The organism is Pseudarthrobacter sp. CCNWLW207, from assembly GCF_037203945.1.
GTDB lineage: Bacteria > Actinomycetota > Actinomycetes > Actinomycetales > Micrococcaceae > Arthrobacter.
This window is the reverse complement of sequence record NZ_JBBCBS010000003.1, coordinates 411,671-426,674: the sequence shown is the minus strand read 5'-3', so window position 1 is coordinate 426,674 and position 15,004 is coordinate 411,671. Positions and strand designations below refer to the sequence as shown.

The 15,004-nt window shown below is 62.2% G+C and carries 14 protein-coding genes and 1 pseudogene; 11 read left to right on the top strand and 4 right to left on the bottom strand.

The annotated features are described in order from the left end of the window. Nucleotides 1–276 (bottom strand): annotated as a pseudogene (locus V9L17_RS07635) (CpaF family protein); the annotation flags it as partial. A 230-nt stretch (nucleotides 277–506) separates the two neighbouring features. Between V9L17_RS07635 and V9L17_RS07630 the strand changes: the two are divergent. Both V9L17_RS07630 and V9L17_RS07625 read left to right on the top strand, forming a co-directional pair. Next, on the top strand, nucleotides 507–1,565 hold the full coding sequence (locus V9L17_RS07630) for a substrate-binding domain-containing protein (RefSeq protein ID WP_337345795.1): 1,059 nt from the start codon (nucleotides 507–509) through the stop codon (nucleotides 1,563–1,565). Beyond that, the gene (locus tag V9L17_RS07625; RefSeq protein WP_337350996.1) at nucleotides 1,562–3,271 is read left to right on the top strand and encodes a DUF2142 domain-containing protein; all 1,710 of its coding nucleotides are present in this window, start codon (nucleotides 1,562–1,564) and stop codon (nucleotides 3,269–3,271) included. The genes V9L17_RS07630 and V9L17_RS07625 overlap by 4 nt, the downstream gene beginning before the upstream one ends. Nucleotides 3,272–3,341: 70 nt before the next feature. Here V9L17_RS07625 and V9L17_RS07620 read toward each other — a convergent pair whose 3' ends face one another. After that, on the bottom strand, nucleotides 3,342–4,751 hold the full coding sequence (locus V9L17_RS07620; RefSeq protein ID WP_337350995.1) for a bifunctional dTDP-4-dehydrorhamnose 3,5-epimerase family protein/NAD(P)-dependent oxidoreductase: 1,410 nt from the start codon (nucleotides 4,749–4,751) through the stop codon (nucleotides 3,342–3,344). Nucleotides 4,752–4,754: 3 nt separating this feature from the next. Then, nucleotides 4,755–5,753: a dTDP-glucose 4,6-dehydratase gene (gene rfbB, locus V9L17_RS07615; RefSeq protein WP_337350994.1), complete on the bottom strand. Its 999-nt coding sequence runs from the start codon at nucleotides 5,751–5,753 to the stop codon at nucleotides 4,755–4,757. Between the two features lie 116 nt (nucleotides 5,754–5,869). On the opposite strand from rfbB, the gene V9L17_RS07610 reads away from it, so the two are divergent. Together V9L17_RS07610 and V9L17_RS07605 are read left to right on the top strand one after the other, a co-directional pair. Next, the gene (locus V9L17_RS07610; RefSeq protein WP_337345791.1) at nucleotides 5,870–6,160 is read left to right on the top strand and encodes a hypothetical protein; all 291 of its coding nucleotides are present in this window, start codon (nucleotides 5,870–5,872) and stop codon (nucleotides 6,158–6,160) included. 169 nt (nucleotides 6,161–6,329) lie between these two features. After that, nucleotides 6,330–7,679 (top strand): GH25 family lysozyme, encoded by a 1,350-nt coding sequence (locus V9L17_RS07605; protein WP_337350993.1) that lies wholly within the window; start codon nucleotides 6,330–6,332, stop codon nucleotides 7,677–7,679. A gap of 46 nt (nucleotides 7,680–7,725) precedes the next feature. Here the strand turns inward: V9L17_RS07605 and V9L17_RS07600 are convergent, their stop codons facing one another. Beyond that, nucleotides 7,726–8,445: a glycosyltransferase gene (locus V9L17_RS07600; protein WP_337350992.1), complete on the bottom strand. Its 720-nt coding sequence runs from the start codon at nucleotides 8,443–8,445 to the stop codon at nucleotides 7,726–7,728. Between the two features lie 199 nt (nucleotides 8,446–8,644). Here V9L17_RS07600 and V9L17_RS07595 point away from each other — a divergent pair, with 199 nt between their 5' ends. From V9L17_RS07595 to V9L17_RS07565, 7 genes are all read left to right on the top strand, one after another. Then, complete coding sequence (locus V9L17_RS07595) at nucleotides 8,645–9,877, top strand: polysaccharide biosynthesis protein (protein WP_337350991.1); 1,233 nt, start codon at nucleotides 8,645–8,647, stop codon at nucleotides 9,875–9,877. 19 nt (nucleotides 9,878–9,896) lie between these two features. Beyond that, complete coding sequence (locus V9L17_RS07590) at nucleotides 9,897–10,796, top strand: glycosyltransferase (RefSeq protein ID WP_337350990.1); 900 nt, start codon at nucleotides 9,897–9,899, stop codon at nucleotides 10,794–10,796. 72 nt (nucleotides 10,797–10,868) lie between these two features. After that, on the top strand, nucleotides 10,869–11,618 hold the full coding sequence (locus tag V9L17_RS07585; RefSeq protein ID WP_337350989.1) for a glycosyltransferase family 2 protein: 750 nt from the start codon (nucleotides 10,869–10,871) through the stop codon (nucleotides 11,616–11,618). Nucleotides 11,619–11,621: 3 nt separating this feature from the next. Further along, nucleotides 11,622–12,068 carry a DUF2304 domain-containing protein gene (locus V9L17_RS07580; protein ID WP_337345785.1) on the top strand — a complete coding sequence of 149 codons (447 nt, stop codon included), beginning with the start codon at nucleotides 11,622–11,624 and terminating at the stop codon, nucleotides 12,066–12,068. Next, a complete protein-coding gene (locus V9L17_RS07575; protein ID WP_337350988.1) occupies nucleotides 12,069–12,956 on the top strand; it encodes a glycosyltransferase in 888 nt (295 codons plus the stop codon). A 21-nt stretch (nucleotides 12,957–12,977) separates the two neighbouring features. Then, a complete protein-coding gene (locus V9L17_RS07570) occupies nucleotides 12,978–14,072 on the top strand; it encodes an NAD-dependent epimerase/dehydratase family protein (RefSeq protein WP_337350987.1) in 1,095 nt (364 codons plus the stop codon). A gap of 14 nt (nucleotides 14,073–14,086) precedes the next feature. After that, complete coding sequence (locus V9L17_RS07565) at nucleotides 14,087–14,977, top strand: glycosyltransferase family 2 protein (RefSeq protein WP_337345782.1); 891 nt, start codon at nucleotides 14,087–14,089, stop codon at nucleotides 14,975–14,977. Nucleotides 14,978–15,004: the final 27 nt, after the last annotated feature.

Below are 15,004 nucleotides of genomic sequence, written 5' to 3'. Positions count from 1 at the left end.
AATCTTGACAGGGGCGTTGAGCCAAATTTCCTCGATGGTGGGATCATCCAGCAGAGGCTGAAGGACCCCGAACCCTGCAACGGCATCGAAAACAAACTTGCGCGCCGTCTCAAGCGGACCGATCGGAGGAAGTGGCCCCACGAGAGCCCGTTCGTCGTAGTCGGTGACAGCAGCCTCAACCAGCCGACGGACCTCTCCGGCCTGCCGCGATGGGTCCAGGCCACGACGTCGGATCAGCTCGCGGACTTCGTCCTCCACGATTTGCACAGCGTCCATATGATTCCCCCATACAACTGCCGCCCCCAGCGGAGCAGTGTAACTGAGGTACAGCCTAGGCACCCTACACCATACGACCAAGTCATATTGTGAAGATGTGGAAAACCCGGTCAGGCCCAGCGCTGACCATGCCGTGGGCTCCGGCAAAGTAGGCTAGGCCGAGGAAGTGCGGGCCTGACTGGCCCCGGTCCGCCGTGTGCGGAGAATCTGAACGAAGAGGAAATACAGCATTGAGACCACTCTCGATCCGGTCCTTCGCCATGACGGCCGCGTTGGCAGCCTCCCTGGCAGGTTGCGCGGTGCCGCAATCCGAGGCCCCCGTGCGCGGCGCACTGACCGCAATCGGAACGCCTGCCCAGGGCGCGCCGATCTCGGCATGGCGCAGCGGCTGGATGAAGGAATTTCCCGAGACTTCGCTCAACTACTCACCCGATGGTCCGCGCGTTGGAGTGGACGCGCTCATCACCGGCCAGGCCTACTTCGCTGCCACCGACACCCCGCTGACCAGCGAGGATGTGGAGAAATCTAGGGACGCCTGCGGGCCTGACGGCGCATTCTCGGTCCCCGTAGCCGTCATCCCGATCGGCGTGATGTTCAACCTTCCCAGTGTCAAAAACCTGAAACTGAACTCCGAGACGCTGTCTGGAATCTTCAGCGGGCGGATCACCAACTGGGAAGACCCGGAGATTGCAAGGCTCAACCCGGAGTCAGAGTTTCCCGACCAGGACATCGTTCCCATCAGGGCGGAAGAAGCGTCCCCGTTGACGGCTGCTGTCACTGACTATTTGACTCCGGCTGGATGGCCTGCCCGGGCCGACCGGAGCTGGCCGGAGCCGGCCGGAGACGTAACGGTCAAGAAGTACGACGCAGTACCCCGGAAAGTCGACGACACGGCAGGCTCCATAGCCTTCGTCGACCGGGCAGGAATCGGGTCCGGTTTCGACACTGCACTGCTCGACTTCGGAACAGGATTCGTCAGAATGAGCGACGACAGCCTCGGCAAGTCCATCGCAGCGGGAACCACCGGCACCGGTCCGGGGGAAAGCGTCACATTCGCCGTCGACAACACCGCCGCTTCCGGTTATGGCCTCGCAACAGTGACCTACCAGGCCTACTGCAGCAGTTACGCGAATCCTTCCCTGACCACGCTTGTGAAATCCTGGGGCAACTATGTCCTCAGCGGAGGCGGACAAGGCAACTCCGCCCGGTTCGCCGGCGTTTCCACCCTTAGCGAGAAGGCACTGACCATGGCCAAGTCCCGCGTCGACGACATCACCTCCGTCGAATGAGCGCACAACTCAGGCCGGGCATGACGCCCCACGGTCCGTCCTCAGGCAAGGCAGGCATGACACACATCGTCCCGGGAACACCCGCTGATCAAACCACCCGCACGAGACCAGCGGCCAAGACCTTTTTCCGGGTTTTCGCGCTGTTGTCAGGGCTGATGGTGCTTTGGGCACTGGCCACTCCCCTCATGGCCTACCCCGACGAGCCGGTGCACACCATCAAAGCCGCCGCCGTCGCGCGCGGACAGATCGCGCCGGAGGCGGGGAAGTCCTTCGGTCACGGCCTCCATGTACAAGTGCCCTCCTACATTGCTAACCTCCAGGCGCAGACCTGCTTTGCGTTCCACCGTGACCGGTCAGCCGGGTGCGCCCCTGGGGTCCCTGCCGATGACAATTACTTGACGATCGGCGTGACATCCGCAGGCCTGTACAACCCGATGTACTACTGGCTCGTGGGGCTCCCCAGCCTGTTCATGTCCGGAGCGCCTGCGGTTTTCGCCATGCGCATTCTGAGTGCGCTGCTCTCCGCCGCGTTCTACGCAGCAGGCTTCACCGCCCTCAGCCGGCTGCGGCATCCAAAGTGGCCCATGGCGGCCGCGGCAGTGGCAACGACACCCATGGTTCTCTTCCTGGCGAGCGGCATCAACCCCAATTCCCTGGAAGTGGCTGCGACCATGGCCGCCTTCTGCGGCTTCCTCGTGGTTTTGGAGAACTCAAGCCAACTGAGAGTCGTGCGTCCAGCGGTGATTACCGTCGCGGTGTCAATCATCGCCTTGGCCAATACCAGGGCGGTGTCGCTCGTTTGGCTGCTGTGCGCCGTCGTCGTCGCTTGTGTTTTTTACCGTTGGAAAGACTTTCTCGTGTTATTCCGCAACAGGGTGGTTCTCATGGCCGTGGGTGTGGCAGCAGTCGGGGTGGCCCTGGGCATGGCCTGGAACCTGTTGATCCTCAACGCACCGCCCTCAGCGGGAGAGGCGCCGCCGGGAATTTCAAATGTCACCGGTGACGATGTCCGGCCGTACAACGCCTTCCTCACCATGCTTGACCGGTCCTTCGACTACGTCATCCAGTACGTCGGCGTTGTGGGCTGGCTTGACACCCCCATGCCCCAGGCTGTCCTGATGTTCTGGAACATGCTGCTGATGCTCGCGATCCTGATGGTCTTCCTGGTCAGGCACTGGCGCCTGCGCCTGGGGTTCCTTGCCGCCCTGGCAGCATTGCTGCTGGTTCCGTCCGTGATGCAGGCCGGACTCGTGGCAAGCGTGGGATTCATCTGGCAGGGCCGCTATAGCTTGCCTCTGTTCCTGATAGCGGTCATCGCGGCGGGCATGGCGTTCCGGTTCCGGCACTTTCCACAAAGCCGGCCTTCCCAGGCGATGACACGGCTCCTGCTCCTCGCTGGTGCCATCGCGCACGTCTACGGGTTCCTGTTTGTGCTGCGCCGGTACGTTGTAGGTCTGCCGGATAAGGGGAACTGGCAGACGATGATCACTGTTCCGGGATGGCAGCCACCCTTCACCTGGGAGGTCCTGACCCTCGTTTACGCCGTCACGGTCCTGATTGGTGCGGGCATGCTGTTCGGCTACCTTCACCCGGGCGGCACCCTGCTGTCGATGCCAGGGTCGCTGGCCCGGCTTTCGTTCCGGCAGAAGGGCCCCCAGTCTGCGAACGGCCAGGCGGTTGCGCGGGCAGACTCCACAAAACCCTGACAACACCCTAAAGAGCTCTGGACCTCCGTAATCCTGCGGAAGTCCAGAGTTCTTTATTGCCTTGCCGGTCTTAGCCCCGCAGGTATTCCTGCAGCCGGTCTCCGGCCTTGGCAGGAAAGAACCCGGCGGCCTTGATTTTGGAGAGATCCAGCACGCTGTTCAACGGGCGGGCAGATACGGACTTGCCCTTGAAGTACTCCTCGGTGCTGACGCCGGCCACGTCGTCCCGGGAGGCTCCGCTAAGCTCGTAAACATCAGCGGCGATGTCTGCCCAGGACTGCGGCTCGCCGTCATTGCTGAGGTTGTAGACCCCGTACGCTGCGCCGGATTCAAGCAAGTGCCTGATACCGGCGGCGATGTCCTGGGTAAAGCTGAGCCGTCCGATCTGGTCGTTAACCACCGACGGTGCAATCCCACGGCCTGCAAGGGATGACATGGTCCTGACGAAGTTGTTCCCTTCGCCGATAACCCAGCTCGTGCGGACGATGTAGTGGCGCGGCACCACGGATACAACTGCGTCGCCGGCAGCCTTCGACTGGCCATAGACGCCAAGCGGCGAGAACGCCTCGCCCTCATGGTGGTCAGCTTCGGAGCCGTCAAAAACGTAGTCCGAGGAGACCTGGACCAGGGTCAGGTCATGCTCGACGGCGGTGCGGGCCAGGTGGGCAACAGCCTCCACATTGATCTTCCACGCCGCGGCCCGGCCTTCAGGGGTCTCCGCCTGGTCAACTGCGGTGTACGCGGCAGCATTGATAACGGCCGAGTAGTTCTTCCAATTCTTCCGGGCATACGCGTCCGCGCTGGTGATGTCGAAGTCGGCGCGGCCGGCGAACTCGACTGATGTGTCGCCGTCGTAAAGTTCCCGCAGTGCTTTGCCCAGCTGACCATCTGCGCCAAGGATCAGTGTCTTCTTCGGCGGCATCGGGACTACCTCGCCGAGCCTGGGATGCGCCTTGTCCTTGTCCGAGAGTTCGGCCTCCGCCAGCGGCACCGGCCATTCGATGGCGGCAGTCTCGTCAGCCAGGTTCAGGAAGGTGTATTGGCCTTGCGCGTCGGCTGACCAGTGGTCGTTGACGAGGTAGGTGTAGGCAGTATTGTCCTCCAGGGTCTGGAAAGCGTTACCCACTCCCCTGGGGATGAAAATGGCTTGGCTGGGGTCCATGACGGCGGTGAATACCGCCCCAAAGGAAGGCCCCTCGCGCAGGTCCACCCACGCACCGAAGATTTTCCCGGTGGCAACAGAAATGAACTTGTCCCACGGCTCAGCGTGGATACCGCGGGTGGTTCCGGCCTTCTCATTGAAGGAGATGTTGTTCTGCACTGGACGGAAATCGGGCAGCCCCAAGGCCACCATTTTCTCCCGCTGCCAGTTTTCCTTGAACCAGCCACGGTTGTCGCCATGGACCGGAAGGTCGTACAGGACGACGCCGGGGATCGGCGTTTCGTGTGTGGTCAGCTTTTTCGAGAACTCGATGGTCATCGTTTACTGGCCCTGTTCCTTGTACTTGGCTTCGGTCTGGGCTTTCTGCGGCCGCCACCAGTCCTCGTTGTCCCGGTACCACGCGATGGTGTCCTCGATGCCGGCGTCGAAGTTTGAAAACTGGGGTTCCCAGCCCAGTTCGTCGCGGAGCTTGGTGGAGTCGATCGCGTAGCGCAGGTCATGCCCGGGCCGGTCGACGACGTGGTCGTAGGCGTCCGGGGACTGGCCCATGTGCTTGAGGATCAGTTCCACGACGTCTTTGTTGTTCTTCTCCCCGTCGGCACCAATCAGGTAGGTCTCGCCGATCTTGCCCTTGGCGATAATGGCCAGCACCGCCGAGGAGTGGTCGTTGGCGTGAATCCAGTCCCGCACATTCTCACCCTTGCCGTACAGCTTGGGGCGGATTCCGTCGATCACATTGGTGATCTGGCGCGGGATGAACTTCTCCACGTGCTGGTAGGGGCCATAGTTGTTCGAGCAGTTGCTGATGGTGGCCTGCAGCCCAAAGGAACGCACCCAGGCGCGGACCAGCAGGTCTGAGCCGGCCTTCGTGGATGAGTAGGGGCTGGACGGGTTGTACGGTGTCTGCTCCGTGAAGCGCTCCGGGTCATCGAGTTCGAGGTCGCCGTAGACCTCGTCGGTGGAGATGTGGTGGAAACGCTTGTTGTGCTTTCGGGCCGCCTCAATCAGCGTGTACGTGCCGATGATGTTCGTGTCCAGGAACGGCCGGGGGTCATGCAGGGAGTTGTCGTTGTGTGACTCGGCAGCGTAATGCACCACCACATCGGTGTCGGCCACGAGCCCGTCCACCAGGCCGCCGTCGGCAATATCACCTTCCACAAAGGCGAAGCGGTCCGACGGGAGGTTCCGCAGCGATTCCAGGTTTCCCGCGTACGTGAGCTTGTCCAGAACGGTGACGTGGCTGTCCGTATTGGCGATGACGTAGTGAACAAAGTTGGAACCGATGAAGCCGGCGCCGCCGGTAACGAGGAGTTTCTGCATGGTGCCCAGCTTACCGGCTGAGGCGTGGCCGGCCGATTTCAGAGAAAGCCACAAATTCTTCACTCCTCCACCACTGGTCACACCAGTAACGGTTGGGTACTCTCGGTAGGACGTCGGTGGAAGTTCTCCCCGCGCAAGATATAACCGGGAGCAACCGTGACCATGCTGAATTCCCGCCGGACGGCCCTGATAACCGCCGCGCTCGTTTTTCCACTCATTCTGAACGGAACGTCAGCCGTGGCACTGACTCCGGCACCGACTCCGCCGCCCACGACGGCGGTACTTCCGGAGCCTTCGCCGTCCGAATCAGCCCCTGGACAGACCGCACGTGCCTTGCAGCCGACGTCGACCCCTCCGGCCGCCGCTTCCGAAGGGTCGCCGACGCCCTCGCCATCGCCCACGCCTGACGCCATCGAAACAGCGGCGGCAGCGCAAGCTCCGTCCCTCGAAGCAGGACAGGCCGCGATGGGCAGGGCTGGGATGAATGGACCGGAGGCGGAGGGCCAGGTTCCCCAAGCCAAGGCACTGAGCGCGGAGTCAGCGCAGCCATCGGTCCCCGAGCAGCCTGCCAGCACGGTGGGCCAGCCACTGGGCCTGGATGTCAGCTCGTGGCAGGGGTCGGTCAACTGGGCCGCGGTCAAGAGCAACGGCGCACGGTTCGCCTATGTTAAGGCGACCGAAGGAACCACCTACAAGAACCCGTACTTCGGCGCCCAGATCGGCGGTGCCACCTCCGTGGGGCTGATCAGGGGCGCCTACCACTTCGCAGCACCAAGTGCATCCGATGGAGCGACTCAGGCATTCTACTTCGTCAACAATGGTGGTGGCTGGTCAGCCGACGGAATCACCATGCCACCAACGCTGGACATTGAGGACAACCCGTACGGCGGGACCAACAAGTGCTATGGCATGTCTCCGTCCCAGCTCACCACCTGGGTCCGGGACTTTACCTCCACGATCTACCGGCTGACCAACAAACAGGCCATGATCTACACGGGCTATTGGTTCTGGCGCGACTGCCTGGGAAACACCACCGAATTCAGCAGCACCAATCCCCTTTGGCTCGCCTCGTATTACACCAACAGCCCCGCCATTCCCGGGGGCTGGTCGACCTACACAATCTGGCAGTACGCCAACGACTATGCCGACGCCTCACAGACCGTCAAGGCAACGTTCCCCGGGGACCAGAATGTGTTCAACGGCACAATGGACCAGCTGCGGAGACTCGCAGGGACGCCGGATTTCACTACGATGGCCCCGCCCGCAAACTCGACGCCAATCTCTGGCAAATGGTACGGGGCAGGGCGTTGGCTGGTGGGGTGGATGCTTGATGGCTTCTGGTGCCTGCAGAACCCCAATGGCGTTCCTCTCTGCTTCTCGTTTGGAACTGCGGGCGATATTCCCGTAACTGGGGATTGGAATGGTGACGGAATAACCACCATTGGTATCGTGCGCAACGGCCACTGGTACCTCACCAATAGTCTGACAGGACCCGCGATTGATTCGGTGGCATCGTTCGGGCTGCCCACGGACATCCCTGTTACCGGCGACTGGTCGGCTACTGGACGGACGGGTATTGGTATTTTTCGCAATGGAGTTTGGGCTCTGAGCAACGGAAGCGCGGGGGCAGCCAGCATCACTCACGTAGTTAGCTTTGGTCAGGCCGGCGACGCTCCCCTCGCCGGTGATTGGGACGCCAACGGAACAACAACCATCGGTATCTTCAGAAACAACGTATTTGCTCTCGGCAATAGCAACCGGAGCTCATCCGTCGCTTCAGCTTTTCCGTTTGGCAATCCGGGCGACCGTCCCCTAGCCGGCGACTGGAATGGGAATTGGTCAACAACAGTGGGCCTACGGCGCACTACGGTCCATTTCCTAAGTAACACCATCCCGGCCCAAACCGTTGACGCAGTCGTGTATTAGTTCTGACATGAGCCGTTTCGCCGGGACGCGACCACTGCCAGCTGGCTCATCGGGGCCGCGGCTTCTTCCCTGACCGCAGGCGCCGCCGCGCCTCGACCATTAGCCTGAGTAGGACCACTCTCGCGGCGACGATCACGCTCAAGGACCTCCAGCCCCTGGGCGTGGCGTTCTCGTCGTGCAGTCGGCGCAGCAGTGTCGGGCGGTCGACATGCATGATGGATCCTGCCGTGTTGCCCAGGATGGCGAGCCAAAGATCGTGGGATTCGCGGAGGTAGCGGGGCACCGGGGCAAAGTCGTGCAGAACGTCGCGCCGGAAGGCCATCCCACAGCCGTAGTAGGCACGGTAACCGATCAGAATCCCTAAAAGATTCGCACGGTGGCGTCCGCTGTCGGCGCTTCGAAGCAGCGGAATGCCGGGGCGACGGCCGCCGCCCAGGACGTCGAAGTTGCTGGCCACGACGTCCGCCGTTTCCAGCCCGGCCAGCAAGGTATCCAGGCGACCCTCAATCCAGACATCGTCCTGGTCGGCCAGGAGAATGGCAGCGCCCTTGCTCGCAAGCACCGCCTGTTCGAAGGACCTGACGTATCCCTGGTTCCGCTCGGCCTGGATCAACTTAATCCTGGGATCATGAAATCTGCGGATGTGTTCAACAGTGTCATCGGGCGAAGCGTCGTCCACGATGACAAGCTCGTCGTTTTCTGCGAGCTGATCCAGGATCGATGTGAGCTGCTCGTCGATGTACCTGGCACCTTTGTAAGTGGCCATACAAATGCTCGCTCGTACGGGCGCCGTCTCAGGCTGGGTTGGGGCGTTCATGGCCTCACGTCTCGCTCGACTTCAAGGGCAAAACAACGGCAGTAAGGGTCCCACCGGTTGCCCGCCCCATCCTATGCGACCCCAAGCTAGGCCAAGGAATCACGTAAGATCGTTCAGGACTGCCAGCGAACCAAGGACAAACCACCGTATGAAAACCGTATTGCTTCGCCTGTCCGGCTTCACGGTTCTGCCCTTGCTTTCCCTTATCACGCCACTTCTCCTCATCCCCATCGTCTCGGGGATCGTAGGTGGGGAGGGCATTTCCAGCATCATCTCAGGCCAGGCGATCGGCACCTTCGCCGCGACGGTACTGATGTGGGGATGGAATGTTGAAGGGCCCGTAGCCGTGGCCCGGTCGGCGGATCCGGCAGCCCGGGCGCACGTCTACCTGCAAAGCATCCGAACCCGACTCGTTCTGCTGGTTCTCGTCTTTCCCTTGGCAGGAGCAGCGGCGGCGGTAGTCGCCGTGCCCCAATTCAGAAGCGAAGCCATGGCCATGGCTTTCGCTGTCGCCCTCGCAGGACTGTCGCCCGCATGGTTCTGCATCGGTATGGGGCAACCCAAACTGCTGGCTGTATACGACACTGTTCCGCGCTTCATCGCGACCGCCGCAGCGGCTCCGCTATTGCTCACCACCGGACAGCTGTGGTTTTACCCGGGCCTTGCCGCGCTGGCCACGGTCATTTCGCTGACGGCGTTCCAAACGCGGTATGCCAAGGGGGGCCGCTGGTTCCCCAGCGACCTTCCTGCGGCCGTGCGTGACCTCTCCGCCCAGCGGCGCACTGCCGGCATCAGCCTTGCCGCAAACGCATATGCTTCCACTCCAGCACCGATCGCCACCGCCACGACTGCTCCGGCCGCGTCCGGCAGCCTTGCAACCGCCGACACGCTATACCGCTTCGGTCTCTTCACAGTGGTAGCCCTGGGTAACGCGTTCCAGGGATGGACCCTCGAACACGGAGCGGAGAACCGCCGGAAACGGCACCTGGCCGCCATTTGGGCTCACGTGGGCCTGGGCGCGGTCGGCGCGGTGATCCTCACTCTTGCCGGCCCCTTTGCCAGCAGCCTCCTCTTCGCTGGAAAAGCCCAAGCCACCACCGAATTGTGCTTCTACTACGGTCTCGCCTTCGCGTTCCTTAGTGCCAGCACGCCGTTTATCCGAAACCTGCTGATTCCGGCAGGTAAGGACCGACTCGTTCTTCGCTGGACTCTTGTTTCTGCCGCTTTCGGGCTAGCCGTCATGGTTTGGGCGGGTGTGCTGGGTAACGCCCCGGGAGTTGCGCTGGGCATGGCCCTGAGCGAAGCTCTCCTGTTCATTACCCTCATGCTCCCTGCACGGAAGCTCCTGACCAACGAGAGATTGGACCGTGTTGACGCCTAGTAACCCTCCCCCGAGTGTCGTGGCTGTTATCGCTGCCTACCGGCCCGGCCCTGCCCTGCGCGAAAACATCGCAGGCATCGCCCGGCAGGTCAGCCGTGTTGTAGTCGTCGACGACGGCTCTCCAGCAGGGTCCGAGGAGCTCTTTGCCGAGCTTAGGGCCGAAGGTGTTACGGTCGTGACGCAGCCGTCCAACAAGGGAATAGCCGCCGCCCTCAACGCAGGTATCGCTCACGCCCGGGAGGAATCTGAACCGGATTACTTCCTGACGTTCGACCAGGATTCCCTTCCCGGCCCCGGATACGTTGCTGCGGCGGTGGACACGTGCAGGAGGGCGCAGCTTGCCGGACTGCGGGTTGGCTTCATTTCCGCTTCTTCCTACAGCGGCCACCCCATTCCCGTTCGCGGTTCTGCAGCCGGATTTGTCAGGGCCTTCGACCCCATGCAGTCCGGCTTCCTGATTCCCCGCGCAACACTGGACGAGATTGGCCTTTTTGACGAAGGCCTGTTCATTGACGGCGTTGACTCCGAGTACACGATGCGCACGCGCTCGGCCGGCCTTGAAGTCCTGGTCGGCGATGGCTGTGAAATCCAGCATGATCTCGGACAACGGGAGCCCGCTGTCCTGCTGGGACGGCCGGTACGGATCATGGGCAGGGACATCTCGTACAACTACCATTCACCGGGCCGCGTCTACTACATCTGCCGCAACGGAACAGCGCTTTCCTTGCGCTACGTCCGCAAGGATCCCCAATGGGTGTTTCGTCGCCTCATCGAGGAGGCCAAAGCCCATACGCTGAGGCTGGCGTTCAGTCGCGGCCGCGGCAAACTCGTCAGGGCCGCGGTGTCTGGCTTCCGTGACGCCGTGTGCGGCGGAACGGGTCCGATTCCCCCGGCATTGGGCGAGAAACTGAACCGATAGCCGGAACAGCCGGGCCCGTGCTGGCCGCCGGCTCCCGATGTGCCCTCCCGCAATTGATATAGTTTGGACAACATGGAACCCAATCCCAATCCGCGCGTCCTGGTGATCATGCCTGCCTGGAATGAAGCCGAAGCTGTCGGTAACACCGTGCGGGAGGTTCTCACCACCAATACCCGATACGACGTTTTGGTCGTCAATGACGGCTCCACCGATGCCACCGCCGAGGAAGCCGCAGCCGCAGGGGCGACTGTCCTGAACCTTCCGTTCAACCTCGGTGTGGGCGGGGCGATGCGCGCCGGATTCAAGTACGCCCAGCGGCTTGGCTACCGTCAGGTGATCCAGGTGGATTCCGACGGACAGCACGACCCCCGCAGCATTGATGAAGTCCTGGCCGGGCTAGCCCACGCCGATATCTCCATCGGAGCACGCTTTGCCGAACGCGGTGACTACAAAGTAACCGGACCCCGCAAGTGGGCCATGCAGTTCCTCGCGAAGGTCATCTCCGGCCTGGCAAAAACCCGCCTCACGGACGTTACCAGCGGATTCCGCGCCGCCAACGAGCGTGCGGTCACACAATACCTGGACCACTACCCGGCCGAGTATCTCGGTGACACCATCGACTCCCTCGTAGTGGCCATCAGGTCCGGCTGCAAAGTCACGCAGGTCCCGGTGGAGATGCGCCCGCGCCAAGGCGGCAAGCCCAGCCACAACCCGCTCAAAGCCGCGATTTACCTGGGACGATCAGTGTTCGCACTCCTCTTCGCCCTGACCAGAAAGCCTACAAAATTGACAAAACCGGCTGTTGAATCCGTGGTGGCCTAGGGAATGGGAAATCTTGCTGCCTTCCTTCTCGCCCTGGCGATCGTGGCCTTGGTCTTCGAGATGCTTCGCCGAAAGAAGCTCAGGGAGAAGTACGCCGCCCTATGGCTGATCGTCGGCGTCGCAACACTCGTGCTCGCGGCGTTTCCCCAACTGCTCAACATCGTGGCCGCGCTGGTGGGTGTGCAGGTTCCATCGAACCTGCTGTTTGCGATGAGCATCCTCATGCTGCTCGGTGTGTGCCTGCATCTGTCGTGGGAAATTTCGGTCGTCGAGGACGAAACCAGAACGCTGGCCGAAGAAGTCGCCATCCTCAGAACCCAGATTGAGTCAATCCAGGAAGACCGGGCTTCCGTTCCGACAGCCGGCATCCACTCTGCAACCAACGACACGGCGCATCCCCAAGCCTCTGCCCAGGTCTACGACCGCCCGAGCGAAAGCCAAGACTCCTAAATGCCTCTCGATATTTTTGTGCCGTACTGGGGCGACCCCGGATACATGAAAGAAGCTGTCAACAGCGTCCTCTCCCAGAGCAACGGCGACTGGCTGTTGACCGTCGTCGACGACGCCTATCCGGGCGAAGAGATTGAAGCCTTCATGGCGGGCATTGATGATCCACGCGTGCGCTACATCCGCAAGGAGGTGAACGCCGGCATCACCGCGAACTACCGCACCTGTGTTTCCATGGCAACGCAGGAAGTCATGGTGATCCTCGGCTGCGACGATGTCCTGTTGCCCAACTACGTGGACGTCATCCTCAAGGCACACGAACGCTACCCCGACGCCGCCATCATCCAGCCGGGCGTGGAAGTCATCGACGAGAACGGCCAGGTCGTTTCCACCCTGGTCGACAGCGTCAAGCAGAAGCTCATCAAGCCGCGGGGCGGCGGCCGCCAGATCATTGCCGGCGAAGCCATCGCCACCAATCTGATGCATGGCGACTGGCTCTACTGGCCGTCGCTTGCCTTCCGCACCGACAAGATCCGCCGGGTTGATTTTCGTGACGGGTTCCCCATCATCCAGGATCTTGCCCTGATCATGGACATGGTGTACAACGGGGACCAACTCCTTATCGACCCGGCCGTCTGCTTCCGTTACCGCAGGCACTCCAACAGTGCTTCCTCCACGAAACTGATCGACGGATCCAGATTCGCCGGTGAACGTGATTACTTTGCTGTCTCAGCTGCCCAAGCCGAGGAACTCGGCTGGACCCGGGCTGCCCGCTCCGCCCGCCTCCGGCTGACGTCGCGCGCCCACGCCATGGCGCTCCTCCCCAAGGCAATCATCAGCCGCAATGCGACAGCGGCAAAGGCCCTCATCCGCCATTCATTCGGCAATTAAGCCAGAAACGAAAGGTCACCAGTGACTTCTCCTGCAACTCCTGCCCGCCCGGGCGGTACCGTTCTCGTCACCGGCGGCGCCGGATTCATTGGCTGCGCTATCTCCGATTCTTTGATGGAGGCCTTCGACCGCGTCGTTGTGGTGGACAACCTGCACCCCCAGATCCACGCCTCCGGCGCCAGGCCTGCAGAGCTCAATGCGGCCGCTGAACTGATCATTGCGGACGTGGCGGAGTCCAGCACTTGGGATCGTGTGCTTGAGCAGGTGACCCCGGATGTGGTCATCCACCTCGCGGCTGAAACCGGTACGGGCCAGTCCCTTGATGAAGCAACCCGACACACGCACGTGAACGTCGTCGGCACGTCACAGCTGCTCGACGGGCTCAACCGTCACCAGAAACTGCCGCGACGGATCGTCCTGTCCTCCAGCCGTGCCGTCTACGGTGAGGGTGCCTGGCAGGACGGCGACGGCACCACCTTCTACCCCGGGCAGCGGACCAGCGAAACGCTTGACAAGGCGCAATGGGATTTTCCCAACGCCGTTCCGGTGGCCATGAAGGCTTCCGAAACGTTCCCGGCCCCCGTCAGCGTCTACGGTGCGACGAAACTCGCCCAGGAGCATGTGCTTCAGGCCTGGGCCAAGTCCTTCGGTGTAGAGACGGTGATCCTTCGGCTCCAGAATGTGTACGGACCGGGGCAGTCCCTGATCAACCCGTACACCGGAATCATGAGCCTGTTCTGCCGGATGGCCATGGGCGGCAAGTCAATCCCCCTTTACGAAGACGGTGAAGTCCGCCGCGACTTCATCCTGATCGACGACGTCGCGTCAGCGATCGTGGCCGGGGCGGTCTCCCCCAGGGTTCAGGGCGAGCCCATGGACATCGGCTCCGGCGAATTCCAGACGATCGGCACAGCCGCCAAGCTGATCGCCGAGCACTACAAGGCGCCGGCACCGCACGTCACAGGCCAGTACCGCCAGGGCGATGTCCGCCATGCCTGGGCCGACGTCACGGCAGCCGAGCGTGTGCTCGGGTGGACTCCGCAGTTCAACCTCTCCCAGGGCATCGACCGCTTGGCTACATGGATTGACGCACAGCCTGACGTCAAGCCTGCCTAACAGGAAACGCCTCGATGACCACCACCCGGACCTGCGCCGTCGTCTCACTGTTTAACCCCGACGACGGCGTATTGGCCAACGCGGCTGCCCTGCTATCACAGGTGGACAATGTCGTGCTGGTCGACGACGGGAGCACCGAGGACCCGAGCAGGATCCTGGCAAAGCTCTCGGCTGCGGGCTGCACCGTGGAACGTCTCAGCGAGAACTCGGGAATTGCGGCAGCCCTGAACCGCGGCATAGAGCTTGCAGTTTCACGAGCGGATAAGCCGGACTACGTCCTCACCATGGACCAGGACTCCCTGCTGGAGGACGGCTACGTCCAGTCCCTTGTCGAGGCAGCGACGGCCGCGGAGGTTCAGGGCATCCCGGTGGGCCTTGTGGCCCCCGGCACGGTTCGTGGTCTGCCTGTACGACGGCGGGGCACGAAGCTGGGCGTTCAGCTCGGCGGGGAACCAATCCAGTCCGGCCTCTTGATTCCGGTAAAAGTCCTTGAGCAGCTGGGGCTCTTCAAGGCCGAACTCTTCATCGACGGGGTGGACACCGAGTACTACCTACGTTGCCGCAACGCCGGCCTGGAAACGGTTCTGGCACCCGGGGCCGCGTTGAATCATTCCCTTGGCAGCAGCACACCGGCGCAGATCATGGGCAGGACGTTCTCGCTGTGGGGCAGGAAAGTGAATATCAGGACGGCCGCAACGTGGCGGTATTACTACATTTTCCGCAACCGGATCCTGCTCGCCAAAATCTACGGCCGGCGCCACCCCGGCTGGGCTGCGAAGGGCTTCCTGGCTGATTTCAGGCATCTGGCCCTAGTCAGCATCTTTGCGCCCGGACGAATCCAACGAATAGTAAGTGCCCGTGCCGGCATGTCAGACGGATTCAAAGGAACGAGCGGGCGTAAATAACAGCCCTCGACGGCGTCCCCGCCGACA